The 26,480-nt window shown below is 68.0% G+C and carries 23 protein-coding genes and 1 riboswitch; of the genes, 13 read left to right on the top strand and 10 right to left on the bottom strand.

Annotated features, from left to right (window positions below):
- Positions 1-9 precede the first annotated feature (9 nt).
- Positions 10-783, bottom strand: coding sequence for a c-type cytochrome (locus tag AC3A6M_RS03650; protein WP_487851378.1), 774 nt, complete (start codon positions 781-783; stop codon positions 10-12).
- A gap of 91 nt (positions 784-874) precedes the next feature.
- On the opposite strand from AC3A6M_RS03650, the gene AC3A6M_RS03645 reads away from it, so the two are divergent.
- Positions 875-1,225, top strand: coding sequence for a DUF4124 domain-containing protein (locus tag AC3A6M_RS03645; protein WP_487851377.1), 351 nt, complete (start codon positions 875-877; stop codon positions 1,223-1,225).
- Positions 1,226-1,247: 22 nt separating this feature from the next.
- On the opposite strand, the gene AC3A6M_RS03640 is transcribed toward AC3A6M_RS03645, so the two are convergent.
- From AC3A6M_RS03640 to AC3A6M_RS03630, 3 genes are all read right to left on the bottom strand, one after another.
- A complete protein-coding gene (locus AC3A6M_RS03640; RefSeq protein WP_487851376.1) occupies positions 1,248-4,214 on the bottom strand; it encodes an EAL domain-containing protein in 2,967 nt (988 codons plus the stop codon).
- 70 nt (positions 4,215-4,284) lie between these two features.
- Positions 4,285-5,043 carry a hypothetical protein gene (locus AC3A6M_RS03635; RefSeq protein ID WP_487851375.1) on the bottom strand — a complete coding sequence of 253 codons (759 nt, stop codon included), beginning with the start codon at positions 5,041-5,043 and terminating at the stop codon, positions 4,285-4,287.
- 140 nt (positions 5,044-5,183) lie between these two features.
- Positions 5,184-6,026 (bottom strand): PhzF family phenazine biosynthesis protein, encoded by an 843-nt coding sequence (locus tag AC3A6M_RS03630; RefSeq protein WP_487851374.1) that lies wholly within the window; start codon positions 6,024-6,026, stop codon positions 5,184-5,186.
- Between the two features lie 132 nt (positions 6,027-6,158).
- Between AC3A6M_RS03630 and AC3A6M_RS03625 the strand changes: the two genes are divergently transcribed.
- Complete coding sequence (locus AC3A6M_RS03625; protein WP_487851373.1) at positions 6,159-6,446, top strand: autorepressor SdpR family transcription factor; 288 nt, start codon at positions 6,159-6,161, stop codon at positions 6,444-6,446.
- Positions 6,443-7,087, top strand: coding sequence for an SdpI family protein (locus AC3A6M_RS03620; protein WP_487851372.1), 645 nt, complete (start codon positions 6,443-6,445; stop codon positions 7,085-7,087). Before AC3A6M_RS03625 ends, AC3A6M_RS03620 begins: the two co-directional genes overlap by 4 nt.
- Here AC3A6M_RS03620 and AC3A6M_RS03615 read toward each other — a convergent pair whose 3' ends face one another.
- Positions 7,088-8,914, bottom strand: a complete 1,827-nt coding sequence (locus AC3A6M_RS03615) for an amidase (protein WP_487851371.1) — start codon at positions 8,912-8,914, stop codon at positions 7,088-7,090.
- A 49-nt stretch (positions 8,915-8,963) separates the two neighbouring features.
- Positions 8,964-9,860: a LysR substrate-binding domain-containing protein gene (locus tag AC3A6M_RS03610; protein WP_487851370.1), complete on the bottom strand. Its 897-nt coding sequence runs from the start codon at positions 9,858-9,860 to the stop codon at positions 8,964-8,966.
- A gap of 101 nt (positions 9,861-9,961) precedes the next feature.
- On the opposite strand from AC3A6M_RS03610, the gene AC3A6M_RS03605 reads away from it, so the two are divergent.
- Positions 9,962-11,176 (top strand): MFS transporter, encoded by a 1,215-nt coding sequence (locus AC3A6M_RS03605; protein ID WP_487851369.1) that lies wholly within the window; start codon positions 9,962-9,964, stop codon positions 11,174-11,176.
- A 17-nt stretch (positions 11,177-11,193) separates the two neighbouring features.
- Positions 11,194-12,003 (top strand): 2,5-didehydrogluconate reductase DkgB, encoded by an 810-nt coding sequence (gene dkgB, locus AC3A6M_RS03600; RefSeq protein WP_487851368.1) that lies wholly within the window; start codon positions 11,194-11,196, stop codon positions 12,001-12,003.
- 191 nt (positions 12,004-12,194) lie between these two features.
- On the opposite strand, the gene AC3A6M_RS03595 is transcribed toward dkgB, so the two are convergent.
- Positions 12,195-12,914 (bottom strand): glutathione S-transferase, encoded by a 720-nt coding sequence (locus AC3A6M_RS03595; RefSeq protein WP_487851367.1) that lies wholly within the window; start codon positions 12,912-12,914, stop codon positions 12,195-12,197.
- Between the two features lie 277 nt (positions 12,915-13,191).
- Between AC3A6M_RS03595 and AC3A6M_RS03590 the strand changes: the two genes are divergently transcribed.
- A complete protein-coding gene (locus AC3A6M_RS03590; RefSeq protein WP_487851366.1) occupies positions 13,192-14,154 on the top strand; it encodes a DUF535 family protein in 963 nt (320 codons plus the stop codon).
- Positions 14,155-14,237: 83 nt separating this feature from the next.
- Entirely contained in the window at positions 14,238-15,395 is a 1,158-nt protein-coding gene (locus AC3A6M_RS03585; RefSeq protein ID WP_487851365.1) for an iron-containing alcohol dehydrogenase, read from the top strand.
- Positions 15,396-15,431: 36 nt separating this feature from the next.
- On the opposite strand, the gene AC3A6M_RS03580 is transcribed toward AC3A6M_RS03585, so the two are convergent.
- Positions 15,432-16,175 carry an oxygen-binding di-iron domain-containing protein gene (locus AC3A6M_RS03580; RefSeq protein ID WP_487851364.1) on the bottom strand — a complete coding sequence of 248 codons (744 nt, stop codon included), beginning with the start codon at positions 16,173-16,175 and terminating at the stop codon, positions 15,432-15,434.
- A gap of 186 nt (positions 16,176-16,361) precedes the next feature.
- A riboswitch (TPP riboswitch) is annotated at positions 16,362-16,465 on the top strand.
- A 91-nt stretch (positions 16,466-16,556) separates the two neighbouring features.
- Between AC3A6M_RS03580 and AC3A6M_RS03575 the strand changes: the two genes are divergently transcribed.
- Entirely contained in the window at positions 16,557-18,722 is a 2,166-nt protein-coding gene (locus AC3A6M_RS03575; RefSeq protein WP_487851363.1) for a TonB-dependent siderophore receptor, read from the top strand.
- Here the strand turns inward: AC3A6M_RS03575 and AC3A6M_RS03570 are convergent.
- Both AC3A6M_RS03570 and pnuC read right to left on the bottom strand, forming a co-directional pair.
- Positions 18,719-19,234, bottom strand: a complete 516-nt coding sequence (locus AC3A6M_RS03570) for an AAA family ATPase (RefSeq protein ID WP_487851362.1) — start codon at positions 19,232-19,234, stop codon at positions 18,719-18,721. The genes AC3A6M_RS03575 and AC3A6M_RS03570 overlap by 4 nt on opposite strands.
- Positions 19,231-19,833, bottom strand: a complete 603-nt coding sequence (pnuC, locus tag AC3A6M_RS03565) for a nicotinamide riboside transporter PnuC (protein WP_487851361.1) — start codon at positions 19,831-19,833, stop codon at positions 19,231-19,233. Before pnuC ends, AC3A6M_RS03570 begins: the two co-directional genes overlap by 4 nt.
- Positions 19,834-19,970: 137 nt before the next feature.
- Between pnuC and AC3A6M_RS03560 the strand changes: the two genes are divergently transcribed.
- The 5 genes from AC3A6M_RS03560 to AC3A6M_RS03540 all read left to right on the top strand — a co-directional run bounded on the left by AC3A6M_RS03560 (position 19,971) and on the right by AC3A6M_RS03540 (position 26,478).
- On the top strand, positions 19,971-21,926 hold the full coding sequence (locus AC3A6M_RS03560; protein WP_487851360.1) for an alpha/beta hydrolase family protein: 1,956 nt from the start codon (positions 19,971-19,973) through the stop codon (positions 21,924-21,926).
- Positions 21,927-22,094: 168 nt separating this feature from the next.
- Positions 22,095-23,342, top strand: coding sequence for an efflux RND transporter periplasmic adaptor subunit (locus AC3A6M_RS03555; RefSeq protein WP_487851359.1), 1,248 nt, complete (start codon positions 22,095-22,097; stop codon positions 23,340-23,342).
- 10 nt (positions 23,343-23,352) lie between these two features.
- Positions 23,353-24,051 (top strand): ABC transporter ATP-binding protein, encoded by a 699-nt coding sequence (locus AC3A6M_RS03550; RefSeq protein ID WP_487851358.1) that lies wholly within the window; start codon positions 23,353-23,355, stop codon positions 24,049-24,051.
- A complete protein-coding gene (locus AC3A6M_RS03545) occupies positions 24,041-25,282 on the top strand; it encodes an ABC transporter permease (protein WP_487851357.1) in 1,242 nt (413 codons plus the stop codon). Before AC3A6M_RS03550 ends, AC3A6M_RS03545 begins: the two co-directional genes overlap by 11 nt.
- Positions 25,282-26,478, top strand: coding sequence for an ABC transporter permease (locus AC3A6M_RS03540; protein ID WP_487851356.1), 1,197 nt, complete (start codon positions 25,282-25,284; stop codon positions 26,476-26,478). Before AC3A6M_RS03545 ends, AC3A6M_RS03540 begins: the two co-directional genes overlap by 1 nt.
- The last annotated feature ends 2 nt before the right edge of the window (positions 26,479-26,480 follow it).

The raw sequence follows: 26,480 nt of genomic DNA, 5'->3' as shown, positions 1-26,480 counted from the left end.
CCTCCCCGCTTAGCGCGCCGCAGGCGCCGGCCGGGCCGCGAACCAGGCCGACAGGGCCGCGACGTCGGCGTCCGGCAGCGCCCTGGCGATGTGCGGCATCTGGCCGCTGCTGTCGGTCTTGCGCGCCCCGCTCTTCCAGTCGGCCATCGCCTTCGTCAGGTAGTTCGCATGCTGGCCGGCCAGGTAGGGGTAGTCGGGCTGCCTGCCCTCGCCGCCGGGGCCATGGCAGCTGGCGCAGGCCGGCACGCCGAGGCCCGGGTCGCCCGCTTCGGACAGCAGGCGACCGCGCGCCATGGCGGCATCGGCGGGCTGCGCGGCGGCGGCCGGCGCAGCGGCGGCCAGCGACGCATACCAGGCGCTGACGTCGCGGATCTGCTCCGCGCTCATGGCGCTGGCGATCGGCTGCATGACCGGGTTCACCCGCGCACCGTTGGCGTAGGCGCCGAGCTGGGTGCCGAGGTAGGCCGCGGACTGGCCGGCGATGCGCGGATAGCCGCTCGCGGCATCGCCTTCGCCCCGGGCGCCGTGGCAGCTCGCGCAGGCCGCCACGCCGTTCGGCGCGCCGTGCTCCGCCAGCTGCGCGCCGGCCCGCATGTCGGGTGCGCCGCCGGCGTGGGCCGCCGAGGCGCCGGGGATGCCGAGCGCGTTGGCCGGGCCGCCCTGGTTCTGTGCGGCCAGCACGGCGCCCTGGCCCATGCCGCGGTTTCCCGCATGCTGGCAGGCGGCCAGGATCAGGGTCAGGTTCAGGGCCAGCAAGGATCCGAGGAATGTGGATGTCTTCATGTTGTCGGGCAGCTTCGCGGTCAGGGTGAGGCAACGTACAGATCACGGCGGGCACGGCAGGCACACTTGGACCATAGCACAGGAGAACATCATGAAGCGCCCAGTTAAACTGCTGAGCATGATTGCCGCGGCTGCACTGTCGGCAGCCATGGCGCCGGCCACGATGGCCGGCAACGAGATCGTGAAATGTATCGATGGGAGCGGCCACGTGACCTTGACCGACCAGCCCTGCGAAGGCGGGTCCGCGACGGTGAAGCTGGCCAGCGAGACGCGGCTGCCGCAGCGCCACGTCGTCACGCCGGCCGAGCTGCGCCACGACGGCTGGAAAAGGCCGCAGGTGGTGCGCCCGGCCCCGCTGTCGCGCGACATCGCCACCATGAAGGAAGCGCGCCGCATGCTGATGCTGCAGGAGGCGCGGCCGCGGCTGGCCGGACTGAATTAATCCAGCTCCGGCGCGTGCCTGGTCAATGCAGGTCGCGCAGCGGCGCGGCGTCGAACAGTTCCGGCTCGTTGGCCGGCGCGCCCAGGGTGCGCACCAGCTGCTGCACGTCCTCGCTCTTGATGAAGCTGGCCGAGGAGCTGGCCGTCAGCAGTTTTTCCGGCGGCTGCGAGCGCGCGATCGCATAGCCCTGCACGTAGTCGACGCCGATCTCGGCCAGGGTGCGCACCGTGTCCGCATCCTCGGCCCACTCGGCGATCGTCTTCATGCCCAGGTTCACCGCCAGGCTGACGATCGCCTCGACGATGGCGACATTGGCCGGATGGGCGTTGATGTTGACGATGAAGTTACCGTCGATCTTCAGCACGTCGGCCGGCAGCTCCTTCAGGTAGGAGAACGACGTGTAGCCGGCGCCGAAGTCGTCCAGCGCCACCTTCACGCCGAAGGCCCGTACCTGGTCGATGAAGCGGCGCGTGTTGTCCAGGTCGTGCAGGGCCACGCTTTCCGTGATCTCCATGCACAGGCGCGCCGCCACGTGTTCGTAGCGCGCCAGGATCTCCAGCGTGTCCTGCACGAAGCGCTCGTCGTTCAGGGAGGCGCCCGACAGGTTCATGCAGACGAAACGGGTGTTGGTCAGCGACTCGACGTGGTCCTCGATCCAGGCCAGGGTGCTCGACAGCACCCAGCGGTCGATCACGCCCGCGCGTCCGCTCTTTTCGGCGGCGGCGATCACCGGGCCGGCCGGCGACACGCGGCCGTCGTCCTCGCGCATGCGCAGCAGCACCTCGAAGTTCAGCGATTCGTGCGGCGAACGCAGCGACATGATCGGCTGCATTTCGAGGAACATGCCTTCGGTCGGGTTCGGGCCGTTCAGGCGCGCCACCAGGTTCAGCTCGGCCTCGCGCTCGTGGAAGGCGCTCGATCCGCGCTTGTACACCACCAGCCCTTCGCTGTGGCCGTCCTTCGCTTCGCGGCAGGCCCGGTCGGCGGTCGAGATCGCGTCCTTCATCTCCATGCCCGGCGCCACTTCGATCAGGCCGACCGAGCCGCGCACATGGAAGGCCTTGTCGCCGACCCGGTAGGGCGAGCCGCCGATGCGGTCGACGATGCTGCGGCAGATCAGCGAGGCCATCGAGATCGCCGTGTCCGGCATCACGATCACGAATTCGTCGCCGCCCACGCGGCCGACCTGCTGGTTGCCGGCCAGGGTCATCGCCACCCGCTCGCAGACCTGCTTGAGGACTTCGTCGCCGGCGGCGTGGCCGAACAGGTCGTTGATCAATTTGAAGCGGTCGAGGTCGAGGTAGGCCAGGGTCAGCGGACGGCCCGGCGCCGAGGCGGCGGCCGCGGCGGCGGTCTCGAACATCTTCTCGATGCCGCGCCGGTTGAAGACCTTGGTCAGCGGATCGTTGTTGGCCATGAAGCGCAGCTGCTCGGTGGCCTTGGTCTTTTCGGTGATGTCTTCGAGCACGCCTTCGATGCGGCCATGCGCCAGCGTGGCGCGCACCAGGAAGCGGCGGTCGCCCTCGCGCGGGTCGATCTCGAGTTCGACGCTGAGCTGGGAATGCACCTGTTCGCGCAGGTGGCTCCAGGTGGCGTCGCTGAAGAACTGCTGCCAGCGCGTGCGGCCCGGCGCCAGCGCTTCGCAATCGAGCATGCGCAGCAGGGCCGGGTTGGCGGACAGGAAGCCGCCGTACTGGTCGAGCGTGAACAGGCCGACCGGCATCGCCTCGTAGGCGTGTTCGAGTTCGGCCTGGGCCGCGATCCGCTTCTTGGTTTCGATGCGCATCTGCTCGGCGATGGCCAGCGCCGCCAGCAGGCTGGAGGCCAGCGCCGCCGTCACGCTGTTGGCCACGCCCAGCAGCTGGCGCACGCCGAGGGCGGCGGAAAACACTTCGGTCAGGCCGCCCAGGTAGGTCACGACGAACGAGGCGGCAAACCAGATCGCCACCCGCGACTGCGAGCGCAGCATGACGTAGACCAGGCCCAGGATCATCAGCGACAGCCCGGCCGCCACGATGCCCCACATCACCGGCAGGAAGTTCCCGTAAGGCAGCCACAGCGCGCACGGCAGCAGGACCAGGGAGCCCCACTGCATGATGCGCAGCGGCGTCATGAAACGGGTGCGCAGCAGCTCGGGGCCGAACAGGGTCATGTACAGCGTGAGGGTCGAGATCGAGTACAGCGCCATGGTCAGCGCGCGGCTCGGCAGCAGCCAGTCGGCCGGCACCAGTTGCCCCAGCCACTGGGTATCCCAGCCGGCCGACAGCGCGCCCACGCGCAGGTTCAGGATCAGCCAGGCCGCGAACTGCAGGTAGATCGCCTGGCGGTTGATGATGGCGGTGATCAGGATGAACAGGCTCAGCACGATCATGCCGCCGTCGAGCAGGCCAGACTGGCGATGGAACTGCTGGGCCGACAGCGCCAGCTCGCCGGCCGGCCACAGCAATGCGGTCAGGTGCGCCGGCCCCGAGAAGGTGGCGCGGCACAGCACCTCGGCCGGCATGACGGGCAGCCGCAGGGCGAAGCCCGACTTGACGGGGGTCAGCGCCCCGCTCTCGCCGCCGCGCGAGGCGTCGCCCAGCAGCTGCAGGGTCGCGGCGTCCCAGCAGCGGATCGCGAGCGCGTGGCGCGAGGGGAATTCGACGACGTCGCCGGGAACGCCATGGGTGCCCAGCCTGAACCAGACGGGCGCTTCGGAAAGATGGGTATCGTGGAACTCGAGCGGCTCGGCCTGCGCGAGCTGGCGCAGCGCCGCGGCGGGCTGCAGCGGGCCGTGGGCCTCGGCCACGGCGCGCAAGGCCAGCGGCTGGCCGCCGGAGGCGACGTCATGGCTGTTCCACAGCGCCAGCGCCAGTATCGAGACCAGCGCCACCCCGGCCGGCACCAGGTACACCGACAGCAGGCGCATGGCCGCCTCGACCACGCGGTGCGCGGCCATCACCGGAAGCTTCTTCTGCGACGGAGTGGGCGGCTGGAGCGGCTGGAACATAGGGGCAAACGGTTGGGCAATTGCCCGCAAGCATACAGCCTGCCTATGATTCCGTCATGCAATTTTTTCTTCAGATCGCGGCAAACTCCCGGATCGGGCCAGGCGCGAGGGTCCGCTGCGGCAGGGATGCCCCGATTTTGTGGCGTGTTCGCAACTCGCCGATCTGGATGTCCGGGTGGTTGGTCTGGCGCACGAACTTCAGCAGCGGGTGCTTGGCGGCGGTCCAGCGCGCTTCGGCGGTGGCGATCTCGAAGGCCATCACGCGGTGCGGAATGTTGCCGACGTGGCTCAGCGGAATCATCTGGCCCGGCTCGAACACGTCCGAAAACATCAGCTGTTCATACTGGCGGTCGATCGGCGCGCGGCCGGTAGCGATCGCGTACTCGGTGCCGCTCTGCTCCCAGTACTGGAAGAAGGCTTTCATCAGCGCGACCTTGACCACGTGGCCGATGCGGCCCTCGGAGACGCCGAGCCGGGTAACCTCGGCCAGGCGGCGTCCCTGCAGCCACTCGGGCAGGTCGATCGATTCCTCGAGGTGCAAGGGGCCGTGCCGGTTGGTCTGGATGCGGGCGGTTCCCAGCGCCGAGCCGTCCAGCTTGGACTCGGCGAGCAGCACCACGGTGTCGTCCTCGTAGTCGGAGGCTTCAGGGATGGACAGGGTGCGCGCGAAATCCGGCACGTGGCGTGCATAGGCGGCCTGGCGGATGCGAACTGCTTTCCAGAGCGCGTCCTCGGAGTCGACGCGGCGCACCGTGAACGGCAGGCGCTCGGTCGGCATTCCTTGCGTGGCGGTAGCAGAAAGAAAAATGGCGGGGTCGCGCATATCCATGGCAGAACTTCCTTCGGAGAGATAACGGCATTTGTTTTGATCATTATCAATCCTTCAAAAAAATCCTAAACCTTGAGGAAGCGCGCTTTTTACCCCCTTTTCCTCTCATTCCGCACATCCGTACGTTTCATTTCCAGGCATTACATGAAACGGGCCGTGCCGGCCACCCGGATCGAGCTGCCGGGCTCGCTCCCGATGTCGGCGTGCAGGCGCGAGCGCATGCCCATGTCCTCGCCCTGCACCACCTCGATCGCGCCGCCATGCGGCCAGCCGAGGTCGCGCAGGTAGCCAGCCAGGGCCGCGGTGCCGGCGCCCGTGGCCGGGTCCTCGACCACGCCGCCGACGGCGAACGGGTTACGGGTGTGGAACAGGCGCGCGCTCTCGGCCCACGCCAGCACGATCGTGACCAGGCCATGGGCCAGCATCAGTTCGCGCCCGGCCTGCAGCTCGTAGCGCATGGCGGCCAGCAGCTCGCGGCTGGCCAGGGCCAGCACCAGGTGGTCGTTGCCGGCATGGGCCAGGCCGGGCGGGATGCGCGGGTCGAGGTCGGCGTTGCGGTAGCCGAACAGGTCGAGCGCGGCGGCCACCAGCTGCGGGTCGGCAGGCGCGCTGCGGGTCGGCGGCGACTGCAGCGCGGCCGCGATGCGCTGGCCGTCGTGCCGGCCTTCGACGGTGATGTCGGCCTGGTTCAGGGCCAGCCGGTAGACGCCGTCGCCGAAGCTGCGCGCCAGCGCGGCGCCGAGGGCGATGGTGGCGTGGCCGCAGAACGCCACTTCGGCCGCCGGCGAGAAGTAGCGCACGCGAAAACCGTCTCCGCTGCGCGCGGCGAACGCGGTTTCCGAGAAGCCCACTTCGTGCGCCAGGCGCTGCATTTCGGCCTCCGGCGGCAGGGCCGGACCGATCCAGACGCCGGCCGGGTTGCCGCCCTGGTCGCCGTCGCAGAAGGCGGCAATCCGCAGTACGGGGATCGAAGAGGTGTGCATGGTGTTTTCCTCGCGCTCATATATAGACAGGAGAGCCATGATAGTGCCGCCGCGCGAAGATTGCCGACGGCTTGACAAGACCGGCGGCGAAACCTATATTTAGACAAACATCTAATTAGAGAAACATCGAACATGACGGGCACGCTCACCTCCGCCTTCAAGGCCATCGCCGATCCGACGCGGCGCGAGATCCTGCATCTGCTGCGCAAGGAAGAGATGACGGCCGGCGACGTGGCCGCCCGCTTCGACATGACCAAGCCGACCATGTCGCACCATTTCTCGGTGCTGAAGGAAGCCGGCCTGGTCACCAGCCGGCGCGAAGGCCAGACCATCTGGTACGCGCTGAACACGACGGTCCTGGAGGATGTCCTGGCCTGGACCATGGACATGGCGCGCGGCGCCAGGGAGGATAGGAAATGACGAAGAAGCGCTTTCTGTGGTGCGCGATACCGATGCTGGGGCTCACGCTGGCCGCCACGCTGCTGGTCTGGCGCCATCTGCCCGACACCGTTCCCACGCACTGGAACGCCGTGGGGGAAATCGACCGCCACGGCCCGCGCGGCTGGGTGTTCACGCAGCCGCTGCTGCTGGCCATGGTCACCCTGCTGTGGACCGTGCTGCCGGGCGTTTCTCCCGACAGGTTCCGGGTCGGCGGCTTCAGCGCCACCTGGTGGTACTGCGGCATCGTGGTCGCCGCCCTGCTCGCCTACATCCAGGCGGTGCTGTTGTGGGGCGTCTCGACCGGCACGATGCCGATGGCGCGCGCCCTGCTGGGCGGGATCGGCGCCGGCATCGTCCTGCTGGGGAATGTGATCGGCAAAGTGAAGCGCAATTTCTGGCTCGGCGTGCGCACCCCGTGGACCCTGGCCAGCGACCGGGTCTGGTACGCCACGCACCGCCTGGCCGCCAAGACCATGGTGGCGGGCGGACTGGTGGCGCTGGGCGCGGCGATCTTCGGCCTGCCCTTCCACCTCGGGATCGGCGCGATCGTGATCGGGGCGCTGGTGCCGGCGGGGTATTCGCTCATTTACTACAGGCGGCTGGAACGCGGCGGCGCGTGATCATCGAAACCCCGGCGGCCGCTCGCCCGCCACGCCCGCCGCCTTCTCCAGCGCCAGTCCCACCCGCCCGATCGTGCCTTCGTCGAACAGGCGCCCGATCAAGGTCACCCCATGCGGCACGCGGCGCGGCGGCGAAAAGGTCGGCAGCGGCTGCGCCGGGTTCGGAGCCCAGTCGCTGCGCGCCTTCTCCACCGTCACGGAACCGGTGCGCAGGGTCAGCGACGGGTGGCCCGTGAAATTCGAGATGGTCAGCATCTCGTCGCGCAGCGAAGGCACCAGCAGCAGGTCGACCTGGGTGAAGATCCGCGCCATCTCCAGCGCCACCTTGCGCCGCATGCGGTCGGCCTGCACGAAGTCCACCGCCGACAGGAAGCGCGCTTCGCGGAACAGGTTCGGCCAGGCGTCCGGCACCTGGGCCTTCAACTGGTCGACGCGATGGTCGAGCGTGATCTCTTCGAAGGCCGCCGCCGCCTCCGCGAACAGCACCGCGTTCAAGGATTGATACGGCCAGTCCGGCAAGGTCACCGGCACCGGGTCCAGGCCCAGCTTCTTCAGGTGCTCCAGCGCGGCGCGGTCGGCATCGACGGCGGGCGCCTCCTTCATCCAGTCGGCGAAGTAGCCGACCTTCAGGCCCGCCACCTTGGCGTTCGCATCGAAGTCCAGTTTCGCGGGCACGCTCGCGACGTCGCCTGCGTCGACGCCGGAAATCGCCTTCAGCACCAGCATCGCGTCCTCGACGCCGCGCGTCATCGGCCCCAGTTTGTCGAGCGACCAGCACAGGGTCATGGCGCCGGTGCGCGGCACCCGGCCATAGGTCGGGCGCAGGCCGGTGACGCCGCAGCGCATCGACGGGCTGACGATGCTGCCGCCGGTTTCGCTGCCGATCGAGAAGCCGACCAGTCCGGCGGCGGTGGCCGCGCCCGGGCCGGCGCTCGAACCCGACGCGCCCTCTTCCGGCAGCCACGGATTCATGGTCTGGCCGCCGAACCAGATGTCGTTCAGCGCCAGCGCGCCCAGGCTCAGCTTCGCGACCAGCACGGCGCCGGCGGCGTCCAGTTTCGCCACCACGGCGGCATCATTACTTGGCACGCGCTCGCGGTAGAACTCCGCGCCCCAGGTGGTGCGGATGCCCTTGGTGTCCAGCAGGTCTTTCACGCCGTAGGGGATGCCGTGCAGCGGGCCGCGGTATTTGCCGGCGGCGATCTCCCGGTCGGCCTGGCGTGCGCGCGCCAGCGCGTGTTCCTCGGTCAGGGTGATCACGCTGCGCAGCCTGCCGTCGTACCGCTTGATGCGCTCGATGTAGATGCGGGTCAGGCGCTCGGAACTCAGCACGCGGGTTTCGATCCAGCGCGAGAGCCTGGTGACCGGGGCGAAGGCGATGTCCTCGTCGCGCGCCGGCAGCGGGCCGGCCTCGTTCCGGCTGCGCACGAAGCGCTCGTGGCGCGGTCCCGCCGGTGCGCCCACCGCCGCTTTCGTCCCCACCGTCGCCGGGGTCCAGACCGTGGCCGGCGCCACGCTGTCCTCGATCGCCAGCTTGCGCGGGCCGGTGCGCCGCTCCATCGTCGAGGCCAGCGAAACGCGCCAGCTGCTTGACGCCATCTGGCGCTCGGCCGGGCTCAGTTGCACCTGCATCAGCTTCTCGGCTTCGGCGAAGGTGGCGGGCGTGACTTCCGGGCCGACCGCCGGGGTGGCGCCGAAGGTCGGCGGCGCGCCGGGCGTGTCGGACACCTGGGGCACGGGTTCGGCGCCGAAGGCGGACGAGGAAGCCCCGGCCACGGCGAGCAGGCCGAGCGGCGCATTGATCAGGAACTGGCGGCGTTGTTTCATGGGTCCTCTGCTGGTTGACATGAGCTGTTTTCAATATTAACAAAAAGCATCAAGTTTCCAGCACGTTCGCCAGCCTCCGCGCCAGAAATTCGACCAGGGCCGCCACCCGTGGCGCCAGCGCGCCCTGTTTGTAGAACACCGCCCACACCGGCTGGGTCCAGGGCAGCGCGGCGTCCTCCAGCAGCGGCACCAGGCGGCCGCCGGCGACGTCGGCGCCGGTCAGGAAGTCCGACAGGCTGGCGATGCCGGCCCCACCCAGGGCCAGGTGGCGCAGGGTTTCGCCGCTGGACGCCGTCACCTGCGGCCTGGCGAGCACGCCTTCCTGGCTGCCGTCGCGCAGCGGCCAGGTGTTCAGCGAGGCCGGCGCCGTGAAGCCCAGCAGCCGGTGGCGCGCGAGGTCGGCGGGCGTCTGCGGCCGGCCATGGCGTTCCAGGTAGCCCGGCGCGGCCAGCACCCGGATCCGGCTGCGCCCCAGCAGGCGCGCGTTCAGGCTGGAGTCGGGCAGGATGCCGATGCGGATCGCGACATCCACTTTTTCCTCGATCAGGTCGACGATGGTTTCGCCGCTGGTCAGCTCCAGCGACACCTGCGGATATTCGTCGAGGAAGTCGGCCGCCAGCGGCGCCACCAAATGGTCGAGCGCGGGCGTGGCGGCGTTCACCCGCACCAGGCCGGCCGGGTGGCCGCGCCGCGCCGCCGCCTGGGCTTCGGTATCGGCCAGCTCGGCCAGCACGCGGCGCGCCCGTTCCAGCAGCCAGGCGCCTTCCGCGGTCAGGTCGAGGCGCCGCGTGGTCCGGTGCATCAGGGTCATTCCCAGCTCTTTCTCGAGCCGCGAGACGGTGCGCGACACACCCGACGGCGTCTGTCCGAGCTGCTGGGCGGCGGTCGAGAACGAGCCCGTTTCCGTGACGGTGACGAAGGTAATCAGGGCGCCAATGTCCAGCATTTGTGACTCCGAGTCAAAAGTCTATTGTACGGCAGCATGTTTTTCTTCTGTCGCCCGACGCCCAGAATGCTGGCTTCCATCAAAGGCAACAGGAGAACAACATGCCACTCGCACTCTGGGCGCTGACACTCAGCGCCTTCGCCATCGGGACGACGGAATTCGTGATCGTCGGCCTGATCCCCACCATCGCCGCCAGCCTGCAGGTGTCGGTGCCATCAAGCGGCCTGCTGGTCAGCCTGTACGCCCTCGGCGTGGCCATCGGCGCGCCGGTGCTGACCGCCCTCACCGGGCGCGTGCCGCGCAAGCTGCTGCTGCTCGGCCTGATGCTGCTGTTCACGGCCGGGAACCTGGTCGCCTGGATGGCGCCCGGCTACGAAGCCCTGATGGCCGCGCGCGTGCTGACCGGCCTCGCGCACGGCGTCTTCTTCTCGATCGGCTCGACCATCGCCACCAGCCTGGTGCCGAAGGAAAAGGCGGCCAGCGCGATCGCCCTGATGTTCAGCGGCCTGACCGTGGCCCTGGTGACCGGCGTGCCGCTCGGGACCTTCATCGGCCAGCACTTCGGCTGGCAGATGACCTTCCTGGCGGTCGCCATGCTGGGCGTGATCGCCTTCGCCGGCATCGCCCTGCTGGTGCCGCGTGCGATCGCGGGCAGCAAGCCGTCGTCGCTGCCGGCCCAGCTGGCGGTGCTGAAGAAGCCGCGCCTGCTGCTGGTGTATGCCATGACCACCCTCGGCTACGGCGGCACCTTCGTCGCCTTTACTTACCTGGCGCCGATCCTGCAGCAGGTGGCCGGCTTCTCGGCCGGCGCGGTCGGCCTGGTGATGCTGGTGTACGGCGTCTCGGTCGCCTTCGGGAATATCTGGGGCGGCAAGCTGGCCGACCGCAAGGGCCCGGTGCGCGCGCTGCAGATCGTGTTCGCGCTGCTGGCCGCGGTGCTGCTGGTGCTGCAGTTCACGGCCGGGAACAAGGCCGCGGTGCTGGTCACCGTGCTGGCCTGGGGCGCGGTCGCCTTCGGCAACGTGCCCGGCCTGCAGGTGTATGTGGTGCAGCGCGCCGGCCGCGACGCGCCGCAGGCGGTGGACGTGGCCTCGGGCCTGAACATCGCCGCCTTCAACGTCGGCATCGCGCTCGGCGCCTGGGGCGGCGGCCTGATCGTCGCCAGAGCCGGCCTGATGGCCACGCCCTGGATCGGCGCCCTGGTGGTGCTCGGCGCGCTGGCGCTCACCACCCTGGCCGGCCGCCTCGACCGGCGCGACGCGGCGCGCGGCATCGCGGCGCCCGCCCCGGCCGACCGCGCCGTCCTGACGCATTGATTTTTCGGAGAACACGCATGAAACACACCATTCCCCAACTCGGCCTCGGCACCTTCCGCCTGCAGGGCCAGCAGGCGACCGACTCGGTGCGCAACGGCCTCGAACTCGGCTACCGCCACCTCGACACCGCCCAGGTCTACGGCAACGAAGCCGAGGTCGGCGAGGCGCTGCAGGCATCCGGCGTGGCGCGCGAGGAGGTGTTCGTCACCACCAAGATCTGGACCGAGCACCTGGCCGGCGACAGGCTGATCCCGAGCCTGAAGGAGAGCCTGCGCAAGCTGCGCCTGGACCGGCTCGACCTGACGCTGATCCACTGGCCCTCGCCGCAAGGCGCGGTGCCGGTGGCCGAATCGATGCAGGCCTTGCTGGAAGCGCGCAGGCAGGGGCTCACCGCCGCGATCGGCGTATCGAATTTCACGAATGCCCTGCTCGGCGAAGCGATCGGGGCGGTAGGCGCCGACAACATCGCCACCAACCAGGTCGAGCTGCACCCCTTCCTGCAGAACCGCCCGGTGGCCGCCTTCGCCCGCCAGCACGGCATCCATGTCACGGCCTACATGCCGCTGGCCTATGGCAAGGCGCTGCTCGACCCGGTGATCCAGGCCATCGCGGCGCGCATCGGCGCCACGCCGGCCCAGGTGACGCTGGCCTGGCTGATGGCCAAGGGGTATGCCGTGATTCCGTCGTCGACCCGGCGCGAGAACCTGGCTTCCAATCTTGGCGCGCCGGGAGTGAAGCTGAGGGCTGGAGACATCGTCGCGATCGAAGGGCTGGAGCGTGGCGAGCGGCTGGTGAGTCCGGATTTCGGGCCGGTTTGGGACGCCTGATCCGTCGCCCCCGCATCTCTTCCGTCGCCCCCGCATCTCTTCCGTCGCCCCCGCATCTCTTCCGTCGCCCCCGCATCTCTTCCGTCGCCCCCGCGAAGGCGGGGGCCCAAGTTTTGCCAAAGCTAACGAAACGCTAGCAAACTTGGATCCCCGCCTTCGCGGGGACGACGGTGGTTGGCGCGGGAACGACGTTACTTCTGCTCCTGGTTTTCCAACTCCGGATAATGCCGGAAAATCCCCTCCTCGTTGAACGCCACCCGCCGCTTCGATTTCAGGTAGGCGGCAATCCGCGGACGCTTCGCCACCCGGTCGCGCAAGGCCATCAGCAACGGATAGCCGGCGTCGATCCGCCCCATCGTCGCCGGGAAGGCGTAGCGCAGCCCCTCGATCAGCTGGAACAGCGACAGGTCGGCATAGGTCAGCTGGTCGCCGGTGAGGTAGTCCTTCGGTTCTGGCCGGCCGAGGATGCCCTCGAACCAGTCGAAGAATTTCGGAATCCGGGTCTCGATGAAGTCGGCGGCGCGGCGCTTCGCTTCCGGGCGCTGGTCTTCGTAATACAGCGAGGTCGCGATCGGATGGTGGGTGTCGTGGGTTTCCGCGACCAGGTCGGCGATCGTCAGCTGCAGCTGGTTCACCCACAGCCGGCCGGCGTCGTCGGCCGGCGCCAGCCCGTGCCGCTGCCCCAGGTACAGCAGGATGTTGGCGGTCTGGCCGATCGTCAGCTCGCCCGCTTTCAGGAAGGGCGGTGCGAACGAGGGATGGTCGGGGCCGTCCATCGCCGCCATCATGCGCCCCATGCCGCCCGGCTCGCGGGCAACGTCGACGTACTCCACCCCGGCCTCTTCCAGCGCCAGCCGGACGAACTCGCCGCGCCCCTGGATCGTCGGCCAATAAAAAAGTTCATACACCATGCGCCCCTCCTCAACTTATTCGGCATGACTCAATTATTCATGACGATTTCGATGTTCGGCGCGGCAATCGTGCTAGTCTTGCATCTGGCAACGTTTGCCTGACAAAAAATCAACAAGAGACATCGTGATCACGAATAAAAAGACCCAAGGGATGCCTTATCGAGCGTGGCGATCTTGACCTGCCCAGCATTTTATTTCCGTTGAGCAATGTCACCTTGCCGCCAAGGCCGGTGAGTCAAGATAGAACCACCCTGATAATGAATGCCCGGAGCGCACCATGATTTTCGCTCACCTCGCCAGACACTGGATGGCCCGCCGCCGCCAGAACAGCCTCACTTCCTGGATTCTCTGCATTGCACGCAGCCTGCGCGTACTGGCCTACTGGCGCGACCACCGCGCCCTGTGCCAGCTCGGCGTCTACCGCAACCACGTGGCGCTGCCGCCGAACGACGACCCCTTCCACCACCTGAGCCACCGCGATTACCTGGTCAAGGGCATGCCGGCGCGCCGGCGCGTGCAGGCGGTCCTGAGCCACTACCGCTTCGAGGAAACCACTTTCAACGACGCCTACAAGCAGGCCGTCTACGGCGCCCGCTGCCTGCCGCTGTGGCAGGTCGGGGACGAAGGCGGCAGCTTCACGATCCAGCTCGAGATGGCTTCGCGCAGCAACGCCGAGGGCGACCTGACCGTGGCCCTGGTGGCCGACGGCAGGTGCCTGCACCGCCTGTCCTTCAGCTGGCTGGAAGGCCATATGGTGGGCGTCGATGCGCCGGTGGTCCCCTTCATCGCCCGCAACGAGGGCCGCTGGGCCGATTCCGGTTCCGCCTTCGAAGCCTTCGAGCGCGTCTTCCCGAACAACTCCCCGAGCTTCTTCTGCTTCGCCGCGATGCAGGGCGTGGCCCAGGCGGTCGGCATCGACCAGGTGGTCGCCATCCGCAGCGAAGACCACATCGCCTACGATCCCGATCCGGAAAAGCACTTCGCCAACGCCTACGACGGCTTCTGGAAGATCCTGGGCGGCGCCGAGATGCCGGGCAAGCAGGGCTACCGGATTCCGCTGCCCTTCTACGTCAAGCCGTTGTCCGAGATGCCGTCCAAGCACCGCAAGCGCGCCGCCCAGCGCCGCGAGCACTGGCGCCTGATCGGCGAATCCGCCCGCACCACCCTGCAGCGCCACCTGCTGCACGCGCGCGCGCACGTCGAGCACCCGGCGCCGGTGCTGGAGCCGGCGCAGGTCTGAGGTTCCAGGAACGCGCCCCTGCCGGCGCGAAAATCCCGCCTCGGCGATAATCCCCCTCCTGTGCAACCCGAGGGGGATTTATTTTGCTTAACTTTGACTTCCACAATCCAACCCGCATCCTGTTCGGCGAAGGCCAGATCGAGCGCCTGGCGCGCCTGGTTCCCGCCACGGCCCGCGTGCTGGTGCTGTACGGCGGCGGCAGCATCCGCGCCAACGGCACCTACGACGCCGTGATGGCCGCACTCGACGGCCGCACCGTGTTCGAGTTCGGCGGCATCGAGCCGAACCCCAGCTACGAGACCCTGGTCGAGGCGATCGCCCTGGTCAAGCGCGAGCACATCGATTTCCTGCTCGCCGTGGGCGGCGGCTCGGTCATCGACGGCACCAAGTTCGTCGCCGCAGGCAGCCTGCTGGACGACGACCCGTGGACGATCCTGGAACAGCACGCCAGGAACGTGCGCGCGGCCCTGCCCTTCGGCGCCGTGCTGACCCTGCCGGCCACCGGCTCGGAGATGAATTCCGGCAGCGTGATCACGAAAAAGGCGACCCAGGAAAAGTTCGCCTTCATGTCGCGCCTGGTGTTCCCGCAATTCGCCATCCTGGACCCGACCCGCACCTTCACCCTGCCCGCGCGCCAGGTCGGCAACGGCATCGTCGACGCCTTCGTGCACGTCATGGAGCAGTACATGACCGTACCAAGCCAGGCGAAGGTGCAGGACCGCTTTGCCGAAGGCCTGCTGCAGACCCTGGTCGAGGAAGGTCCGCGCGCGCTGGCCGAGCCGGACAACCATGACGTCCGCGCCAACCTGATGTGGACCGCGACCCTGGCCCTGAACGGCCTGATCGGCGCCGGCGTGCCGCACGACTGGGCCACCCACATGATCGGCCACGAGCTGACCGCGCTGTACGGCCTCGACCACGCACAGACGCTGGCGATCGTGCTGCCGGCCATGCTGCGCGAACGCCGCGATGCCAAGCGCGCCAAGCTGCTGCAGTTCGCGGCGCGCGTGTGGGACCTGGCCGAGGGCGACGAGGACGCCCGCATCGAGGCCGCGATCGCCCGCACCGAGGCCTTCTTCCGCGCGGTCGGCGTGCCGACCCGGCTGTCCGACTATGGCCTGGGCAAGGACGTCGTGCCGGCGGTCGTGAAGGCGCTGGAGGCGCACGGCATGACCAGGCTGGGCGAGACCGGCGAGGTGACGCTGGAAGTCAGCCGCAAGGTGCTGGAACGCTGCATCTAAGCACGCCTGGCAAGGCCCTCCCGGCCGGGGGCCTTGTCACGCTGGCCGCGCTGCGCCGCCGACCAGCCGTTCGCCGAGGGCACGCAACAGGCTTGCCCCATCGCCCCTCCAGGCGCTCCCATGCATGCACGCCAATGTGCCAGGCAGTTCGCCGGCCAGGTGTTCGATCAATTGCCTGGTATTGGTCGAATGCGAAAAATAGTCCATCGGTTGACGGAACGCTTCGCTGTTCTCCAGGATGTCATCCGTGGTCAATGCGGTCCCACCCGTGCCGCCCTGGGTGAACAGGTCCCCGCAAAACAGCGTCCGGGTTCGGGTATCCATCAGGAAGCCCGTTTCCCAGCCGTGCGGCAAATGGGGCGCATCGAGCCACTTGACCGATCGCGACCCCAGGCTGAGCTCGGCGCCATCCGCCATGGCATGGGCCGGCCGGTCCGCGAAATCGTTCACCGACACCATTGTGGCAACCCGGCTGCACAAGGGCGCCGCGTGGGGCGCTGCGGCCAGCCATTCATTCAGCGAGCCGCATTCATCCGCTTCGAAATGCGACAGGGCAATGAAGCGCAGGTCGCCGACCGGCATGACGCTGTCGACGGCTTCCCGCACCAGGGGAAACATCTTTCTCGGCCCTGTATGAAAGAGCAGCGGCTGGTCGTCGACGATCAGGTATTGGTTGAACGAGAACCCACCCGGCACGATGCTGACAGGCGTATTGATGCGATACACGCCATCGGCGATCTCGTGGACATTCGTGCCGGCAGAACCATTGGTGATGGCCATGGCTGCCTCCCTCCGCGTTTGCGAGTCGATTGGATAGCATACGCGCTTCCCGCACCCATTGGCATGCGTGGAACGGGCCCCGGCCGGAACCCGTTGCGCGAATCCCACGCCAGGCAAAGCACCCGGAGCGCAACCGCCCAGCCTTGCCAGACACGCCACACGCCACCCGCATCCGTGCTACACTCGCGCCTTCGCTAGGGGTCCTGGCAGCCGTAGCCGCTGCCGGGTGAGAGATACCCTCCGTACCTGATCTGGATAATGCCAGCGAAGGAAAGCGCAAGGCGGTGCCGAACGGCGCCCACACCTGTTTGCCCTTCCCCAGTTGGCTCCGGCTTTTGACAAAGCAGCGACGCCAAGCGGCGCGCGAAGACGAGCAAACCCATGAACGCACAACTGAAGTATTCGATCCTGGCCTGCGCCATCGCGCAAGCCTTCTCCCTCAACGCCCAGGCGCAGGACCAGCGCGGCCAGCCGATTGCCGAGGTCGTCGTCACCGGCACCCGCACCGGCCTCGAACGTGCCGCGGTCGGCGGCTTCTCCGAATCCTCGCTGTGGGAGACCCCGGCCTCGATCACCGCGATCGGCCGCACCCAGATGCAGGACCTGTCGATCCGCTCGACCACCGACGCCGTGCGCTACGACGCCTCGGTCAGCGACGCCTACAACGCGGTCGGCTATGCCGAGCAGTTCTCGATCCGCGGCTTCGCCCTCGACAATAACTACAGCTACCGCAAGGACGGCTTCGCGATCCCCGGCGACACCCAGATCCCGCTGGAGAACAAGGAGCGCATCGAAGTGCTGAAGGGCCTGGCCGGCCTCACCGCCGGCGTCGCCACCCCGGGCGGCATCGTCAACTACGTGACCAAGCGCCCGACCGCCACCCCATTGCGCTCGGCCACCGTGGAAGTCAGCGAGCGCGGCACCCTGTACGGGACGATCGACCTGGGCGGCCGCTTCGACGACCGCCGCTTCGGCTACCGCATCAACGCCGCCGCCGCCGACCTGCATTCCTACGTGCGCGGCGCGAACGGCGACCGCCAGTTCGTGTCCGGCGCCTTCGACTGGCAGATCACCCCGGATGCGCTGCTCCAGCTGGACCTCGACTGGCAGCACAAGGCGCAGATCACGGCGCCCGGCTTCCAGCTGATCCGCAATGAAGTCCTGCCGACCGGCGTGTCGGCCAGGATGCTGCTGAACGACCAGCCCTGGACCCGTCCCGTCGACACCCGCGACACCAACCTCGGCCTGCGCTTCGAATACAGGCTGGCGGACGGCTGGAAAGCGACCGTCGCCGCCAACAAGCACTGGTTCAAGCGCGACGACTTCACCGCCTTCCCTTACGGCTGCAGCAACGAGGGCGAAGGCTTCTATCCGGGCTACTGCTCGAACGGCGACTACGACGTCTACGACTACCAGAGCGTGGGCGAGCGCAAGACCCCGTGGGGCCTGCAGGCGATGCTGCAGGGCCGCTTCGCCACCGGCGCGTTGCGCCACGAACTGACCGTCGGCGCCTCGTACGCCGAGCGCCACGACAGCTTCGGCGACTATGTCTATGACTACGTCGGCTACAGCAACCTGTGGAATCCGCTGGTGTCGCCGCACGCCGATCCGTCGCGCGTCACCGGCCCCGTGTTCGAACGCCGCAGCGACCAGGAAAGCGCGCTGTTCGCACAGGACATCGTGACCCTCACGCCCCAGCTCACCCTGCACGGCGGCCTGCGCTACGTGCAGGCCAGGCGCAGCGACTACATCGCGCCAAGCCATGTCGCTAGCCGCGATTCCTTCCTGCTGCCGAGCCTCGCCCTGGTCTATAACGTGAACCGCGACTGGAACGTCTACGGTTCGGTGAGCCACGGCCTGCAGCATGGCGGCATCGCGCCGATGGAGACCGCGAACGAGAACCAGGTGCTGGAGCCGGGCCGCTCGAAGCAGTTCGAAGTCGGCGCCAAGGGCTCCGTGCGCGGCGTGAACCTGTCGGCCTCGCTGTTCCAGATCCGCCAGGGCCTGGAGTACACCGATCCGAACCACACCGTGACGGTCATCGTCGACGGCGAACCGGTGGAACGCAACCCCTTCGTGCGCGGCGGCCGCGAGACCCACCGCGGCTTCGAGCTGTCGGCCGACGGCAGGCTGGCCGCGGGCCTGCAGGCCGGGCTGTCGCTGATGGCCCTGAACACCCGCCAGGACGGCACCGGCGACGCCGCCATCGACGGCAAGCGCGTCACCGACGTCCCCAGCTTCAAGTCGACCGTGTGGGCCGAATACGCCGTGCCGCAGGTGCCGGGCCTGAAGGTCGACGCCAACTGGCAGTACTCCGGCAAGAAGGCCTTCGACGTCGAGAACCGCGTGTTCGTTCCCGACTACCACGTGTTCGGCCTTGGCGCCGCGTACGCGATGCACCTGGGCGCTACCCGCGTGACCTGGCGCGCCCGCGTCGACAACCTGTTCGACAAGTTCTACTGGCGCGACGTCACGCCGGCGCTGGGCGGCTACCTGCTGCCGGGCGCACCGCGCACCTTCCGCGTGTCGGGCCAGTTCGACTTCTAAGCAAGTAATGCCTCTACCTGCCGCAGCCGCCGCGGCAGGTCGCCTTCCAGCAGCGTGAACGGGATGCCCCGTTCGCGCAGCACCGCCAGCAGGCATTCATGCACCTGCCGGCGCACCTCCTCCGACTCGCGCTGCAGGCCGTCCGGCACCCACGGCAGGTCGAGCCCCGCCACCAGCGTCAGCGCGTAATCGTGCGCCGCTTCCATCTCCAGCAGCTCGGGCGGCACCCTGCCCCAGTAGATCCGGCTGTAGACCGCCGTCACCAACGGCGTGGTGTCGCAGAACAGGAAGCGCCGCGCTCCGGGCGACGCCGCCAGCGCATCCTCGCGCGCGCGCTGGGTGCGCGCGATCCCGACCTGGTCGTGCTCGAAGGGTACGCGCTGGTGGGTCTCGACGAATTCGCGCAAGTATTCCGGCACCCACAGCGTGCCGTAGCGCGCCGCCAGGGCCGGCGCCAGGGTCGACTTGCCGGTCGACTCGGCGCCCAGGATCGCGATGCGCCGCACTGTCATCGCGCGCCCTCGCGCGCCGCGCGCGCCCAGGTGCGCAGGCCCAGCGCCGCCATCACCACGAACGCCGCGTACAGGACCGCCGTCAGGTGCAGGCCCTTGTAGACGTACAGGCCGACGTACAGGACATCCACCGCGATCCACACATGCCAGTTCTCGACCTTCTTGCGCGCCGTGAGCAGGGTGCCGAGCAGGCTGCCGGCGGTGAGGAAGCCGTCCATGTGCGGCACGTCGGTGTCGGTGAAGGCGCGCAGGAACCAGGACAGCGCCACGAAGCCGAGCGCCCAGCCGGCCAGCGACCAGGCCCAGCCTGCGCGGTCGAGGCGGGTCACCAGAAGCGGCTGGTCATCGCTTCCCTTACCGCGCAGCCATTCGTACCAGCCCCAGATCGAGGCGGCGATGAATACGCCCTGCAGGCCGGCGTCGCCATACAGCCGCGACTTGAAGAACACGATGCCGTAGGCGGCCGAGGAGACGATCGCGAACAGCCAGGCCCAGTGGATGCGGCGGATGTTCAGCAGCACCGTCACGATCGACAGGACGAAAGAAATCAGTTCGAGCGGGGTGGTGCTGAAGCCCGGGAAGGCGAGTGTGTCGTTCATGCGCGGCGTAGAAAAAGTCAACAGCAGATTATCTCTTACTCCGCCAGCCCATGCCTGTGACAAAGTGTTATTTTTTAGCGGCAACGTGCATATATACTCGATCGATACCCGTCCGGGAACCTGAATGGAGACTTTCGATGCGCCTGCGTTCCGCCGTATTCTGCGCCGCCCTGCTGGCTGCGCTTCCTCTCGCCAGCCTCGCCGCGCCCCAGGTGCCGCTGGCGGCCTTCGTCCACAAGGACAGGTTCTCGAAACCGCGCCTGTCCCCGGACGGCAAGCACATCGTGATCACGGTCCTGGTGCCCGACCAGGAAAAAGACCGCGACTTCCCGGTGCTGATGACCTTTACGGTGCCCGGCATGCAGTCGGTCGGGGCGATCCGCCTCGCGAAGTTCGAGGTGCCGCTCGACTATCACTGGATCACGAATACCCGCCTGGCCATCGAAAAAGGCACCGAGCGAGGCTCGATCGACGCTCCTGTGTCCAACGGCGAAGTGGTGGCCGCGGAGATGGATGGCAGCAAATTCGAGTACCTGTACGGCCATGACATGTTCAAGTCCTCGACCCGCGGCCAGCGCTACGGCGACGATTACGGTTATGGCGATATCCAGGACATACCGCGTGCGCGCAACGGCCATCTCTACCTGGCCAGCCATCTGTGGGAAGGGTCGCACAGCCTCCTGTACGATATCGACTCGCGCTACGCCACCCGCAAGCTGATGGCCGACCTGCCGCACCCCGACCTCGGCTTCCTGATCCGCAACGACGGCAAGGCAGGCTATGCCTTCGGACTCGACCAGCAAAACGACCCGCTGCTGTTCCGCCAGGACGACGGCGCCGACAAGTGGACCAGGCTGAGCGGCCTGGGCCGCCGTTACTGGCCTCTCAAGTTTTCGCTGGACGACAAGCAGATGCTGGTCGACTGGTCGCCCGACGGCGGGCCGGACAAGCTGGTGCGCGAGGACGTGGGAACCGGCAAGCGCGTCACCCTGTTCGAGGACGCCGCCGGCAGCTACGGCGCCACGCTGTACGGGCCGGACCGGAACATGCCCTTCGGCGCTTTCACGACGGTCGGCAAACCCGAGGTGCGCTACTTCGACGACAATGACGAAGGCGCCAAGCTGCACAAACTCCTGGGTGCGCAGTTCCCCGGCCAATCGCTGTACTTCATCAATTTCAGCGACGACGGCAACACCCTGCTGTTCAGCGTCTCCAGCGACCGCGACCCTGGTTCCTATTACCTGTTCGACCGCAAGACCATGAAGGCCGACCTGCTGTTCTCCTCGCGGGAAGAGATCGACCCCGAACAGATGGCGCCGCGCCGTCCGATCACCTTCAAGGCCCGCGACGGCCTGGTGCTGCACGGCTTTCTGACCATGCCGGCCCATCCGGAAGGCAGCAAGGTGCCGCTGGTGCTGCTGCCGCACGGCGGCCCGTTCGGCATCGCCGACGACTGGTACTTCGACAGCGACGCGCAATTCCTGGCCAGCCGGGGCTATGCCGTGCTCCAGGTGAACTATCGCGGTTCCGGAAACCGTGGCCCGGACTTCAAGGAGTCCGGCTACCGCCAGTGGGGCGGCAAGATCCAGGACGACCTGGTCGACGGCGTGCGCTGGGCGGTGGCGACGGGCGAAGTCGATGGCGCGCGCATGTGCGTGTTCGGCGCCAGCTTCGGCGGCTATTCGGCGCTGATCCTGGCCGCGCGCGAACCCTCGCTGTTCAAGTGCGCGGTAGGCTATGCGGGCGTGTACGACCTGAGCCTGGTGCACAAGCCCAGGAACAACCGCTGGGACGAGGCCGCGGCCAACTACTTCAGGAAGACCCTGGGCGCCGACAAGGCGGAACTGGACCGTTATTCGCCGACCCTGCTGGCCGACAGGATCACCGTGCCGGTCATGCTGGTGCACGGTGGCCAGGACAAGAACGCCGACGTCGAGAATGCCGAAAAAATGCGCGCGGCGCTGATCAAGGCAGGCCGTCCGCCGGAATGGTTCCTGGCGCCGGGAGAAGGCCACGGTTTCTACACCACCAGGAACCGCACCGACTTCTACCAACGCCTCGAAGCCTTCCTGGCCAAGCACATCGGCCAGTAAGCAGGCCGATCAACCGGTTCCCGGGCGCGCCAGTGCCCGGATCCGGACACCGGTGCCCGCACACGGGCAAGGCGGCGCCGGCCGGACCGGGCGCCGTCCAGTGAAGGCTCCCTGGCACGATGCTTGCAATGAAGGACACATCGTCACTCCTTCATCACACGCATCGTCATGGACCAAGCCATCGGCATCGACATCCTGCGCCGCCGACGCCACTTCCGGCTCGCCGCCGGCCTCCTGCTGGGCGCCGGCTTCCTGGCCGCCGCCTGGGGCCTCAACCGCGCCGTGCGCCCCGGCGTCGCGGCCTCAGACATCGTGGTGGCCGAGGTCCGGCGCGGCAACGTCGACAACACCATCAATGCCGCCGGCGTGGTCATCCCCGTGCACGAGGAAGTGGTGTCGAGCCCCGGCGCGAGCCGCGTGGCCAGGGTCGTCGCCAAGCCGGGACAGCAGGTGAAACAGGGCGAGCTGCTGCTGGAGCTGGACGACCGCGAGATCCGCCTGGCCCTCGAGGCGCTGAAGGAGCAGCTTGCGCAGCAGGAGAACCGGATCGTCGTGCTGCGCCTGGAGATGGCGCAGAAGCTGAAGCAGACCGCATCGGCGATCGAGCTGCTGGAGATCGACCTCCAGGCCACCCGCGCGCGGCGCGAGCGCAACCGCAAGCTGCGCGACAGCGGCCTGGTGTCCGGCGAAGACCTGCTGACCTCCGAGCTCAACGTGCAGCGCAACGAGATCCAGCTGCGCCAGCAGCGCGAACTGATCGAGGACACGCGCCGCGCCACCGCCAGCGCCATCGCCGCCGCCAAGCTGCAACAGGACATCCTGCAAAAGCAGATCGCCCGCCAGGAAGGCCTGCTGCAGCAGACCCGGGTGGCGGCGCCCTTCTCCGGCATGCTGACTTCGCTGGTCGAGGAAGAAGGCGCGAGCGTGGCGTCGGGCCAGCTGGTCGCGCGCGTGTCGGAGCTGAACAACTACCGGGTCGAAGCGACACTGTCCGACTTTTACGCGCGCCAGCTGGCCGCCGGCCAGGCCGTGCGCGTCGAACAGAACGGCGAAGTGCTGGCCGGGCGGGTGCATACCATCCTGCCCGAAGTCCAGAACGGCACCGTCAAGCTGCTGGTCGACCTCGAACAGCCGCACAACCCGCAGCTGCGCAACAAGATGCGGGTCGACGTCGACATCGTCACCGACCGCAGGGCCAACGTGCTGGTGATCGACAGCGGCGCGGCCTTCAACGGCAAGGGCAGCCAGCCGGCCTTCGCAGTCCACGACGGCGTCGCCCGCAAGACCCGGATCGAGCTGGGATCGAGCGACGGCAAGGTGGTCGAGGTGATCAGGGGCGCCCGGCCGGGGGACCGCTTCATCGTCTCCGACACCAGCGCCTTCAAGGACCTGGACAGCATCCGGATTTCACAATAAGGGGAAGCATATGATCAGACTCGAAAACGTCAGCAAGACCTACCGCACCGACAAGGTCGAAACCCTGGCCCTGAAGGACATCGACCTGCAGGTCGCCAAGGGCGAGTTCGTCGCCCTGATGGGTCCGAGCGGCTGCGGCAAGAGCACGCTGCTGAACATCATCGGCCTGCTCGACCGGCCGGGCCAGGGCCGCGTGCACATCGACGGCGCGGCGCTGGCCTCGTACCGCGACAAGGAAGTGGCGCGCCTGCGCAACCGTACCTTCGGCTTCATCTTCCAGAGCTTCCACCTGATCCCGGACCTGCGCGTGATCGACAACGTCGAACTGCCGCTGCTCTACCGCAGCATGGGCAACGGCGAGCGCCGCCGCCTGGCGCGCGAGGCGCTCGAGCGGGTCGGCCTGGGCGCGCGCATGGAGCACTATCCGAACCAGCTCTCGGGCGGCCAGCAGCAGCGGGTGGCGATCGCGCGCGCGATCGTCGGCCGGCCGCAGGTGCTGCTGGCGGACGAACCGACCGGTAACCTCGACAGCAAGATGAGCGCCGAGGTGATCGACATCCTGCTCAAGCTGAACCAGGAGGGCACGACCATCGTGATGGTGACCCACGACGAGCAGGAAGCGCGCCGCGTGGGCCGCATCGTGCGCGTGTTCGACGGCCAGCTGGTCCGTCCGTCCGGCGTCGCCGGGGAGGCCGTCCATGCTGCGTAACTACCTGCTGACGGCCTGGAAGGTCTTCATGCGCCGCAAGCTGTTCACGGCGATCAACCTGGTCTGCATCGTGCTCACCCTGGTCGTGCTGATGGTGATCACCGCCCTGCTCGAGACCGCGTTCTGGCCGAGCGGCGTGGAAGGCAAGAGCGAGCGCTTCCTGCAGGTGTACGGCATCCGCAGCGAAAGCGCCGACCATCACACCGTGCGCACCACCCTGCTCGGCTTCAAGACCATCGACAAATACCTCAAGCCGATCCCCGGACTGGAGCGGGTCTCGGCCTTCACCACCCCGGCCTCGGTCTCGGTCTACCAGGGCGACCGCGTCAGCGCACTGGACATGCGGCGCGTCGACGCCGACTACTGGCGCATCCTCGACTTCAAGCTGCTGGCGGGACGCCTGCCGGACGCGGACGACGACCGCAACGGGCGCTTCGTCGCCGTCGTCAACGCCACCACTGCGCGCAGGCTGTTCGGCGACGCGGCGGCGCCGGGCCAGAAGATCAGCATCGGCGGCCAGATGTTCGAAGTGATCGGCGTGGTCGAAGACGTCATCCACATGAATGCCTATGCCGACATCTGGGCGCCGCTGTACACCTTCCCCTCCGGCACCTGGCGCGACGAGCTGACCGGCTCCTTCGCCGCCATGCTGCTGGCCAGGCAGCCGTCCGACCTGCCGCGCATCAAGCGCGAAATCGAACGCGTCGCGAAGACCTTCGTGGACAAGGATCCGCATACCTTCGCGGTCACCACCTTCTGGGCCGACAGCAAGCTCGACCTGGTTGCGCGCGAACTGCTGGGCAACAAGGAGCAGGTCGGCTCCGGCGGCAGCACGCTGCTGCTGTGGATCGCGGCCGCCATGCTGCTGTTCATGCTGCTGCCGGCGCTGAACCTGGTCAACCTGAACACCGGCCGCATCCTCGAGCGCAGTTCGGAGATCGGCGTACGCAAGGCTTTCGGCGCGACCAGCCGGCAGCTGGCCGGCCAGCTGGTGGTCGAGAACGTGCTGCTGTCCCTGGCCGGCGGGCTGATCGGCCTGGCCTGTACCCGCCTGGTGCTGTGGTGGCTGGAGAGCGCCCAGCTGATTCCCTACCTGAAGGTCGGTATCAACCCGACCGTGTTCGCCTGCGGCATGCTGCTGGCCTTCGTGTTCGGCCTGCTGTCCGGCCTGGTCCCGGCCTGGAAGATGTCCCGCCTCGATCCGGTCCATGCCCTGAAAGGAGCCGCGTGATGTTGCGCCACCTGCTGAAACTCACCTGGAAGCGCAAGTCCAGGAACCTGATGCTGAGCCTGGAGATCCTGCTCGCCTTCGCCATCGTGTTCGGCATCGCCGCCTTCGGGCTGCGCAACTGGCAGCTGTACCGCGAACCGGTCGGCTTCGACGGCGCCGATACCTGGTCGGTCAAGATGGTGATGGGCGACGTGCCCGACGAGTCGATTCCGGCCGAGGTCTACGATACCTTGCGCCGCAGCCTGCTGGCGCTGCCGGAGGTGCGCGAGGTCGGCTTCGCGGCCTATTCGCCGTACACGATGTCGACCTGGACGACGAGCTTCACGTCGGCGCAGACCGGCGCCGCCGTGTCGACCCATATCTTCGAGTCCAGCGACGGCGCCGCCGCGGCGCTCGGCATCAAGCCGGTTGCCGGGCGCTGGTTCAACGCCCAGGACGACGGCCAGGCGACGCGGCCGGCGGTGCTGAACAGGCGCATGGCTGCGGCGATGTTCCCCGGCCGCGATGCGCTGGGACAGCAGTTCACCGACAAGGAAGACCATGGGGTGCGCACCTTCCGCGTGATCGGGGTGGTCGAGGACTTCCGCAACCAGGGACCGTTGATGGCGCCGGTGAATTTCGTGATGACGCGCTTCGATCCGCATGCCGGCAAGTCGCGCGTGCGCACCATCCTGGTCAAGGTGGCGCCGGGCACGCCGCGCGCCTTCGAGACCGCGCTGAACCGCCGGCTCAAGCTGGTCCGCAACGACTGGTCGTATGAGATATCGCCGCTGCCGGCGATGCGCGCGAGCCTGGTGAAGGAACAGCTGGTGCCCTTCATCGTGATTTCCGTGATCGCCGCCTTCATGCTGGCCATGGTCGCCTTCGGCCTGTTCGGCGTGCTGTGGCAGAACACCACCCGGCGGATCCCGGAAATCGGCCTGCGGCGCGCGGTCGGCGCCAGCGCCGGGAACATCTACGGCCAAATCGTCGCCGAGCAGCTGCTCCTCAGTTCCGGCGCGATGATCGTGGCGCTGGCGCTGCTGGTGCAGCTGCCGCTGACCGGCGCACTGGGCGAGACCCTCGGCTGGCCGGTATTCCTGGGGGCCGCGGCACTGTCGATGGGTGTGATCTATCTGCTATCCTTGCTCTGCTCGCTCTACCCCGGCTGGCGCGCGAGCCGCCTCAGCCCGACCGAAGCGCTGCACTACGAATAAGA

The sequence above is a fragment of the Telluria sp. Soil_C_11 genome, assembly GCF_057657395.1.
The sequence above is the reverse complement of the archived record's forward strand: the minus strand, read 5'-3'. Positions and strand labels throughout refer to the sequence as shown.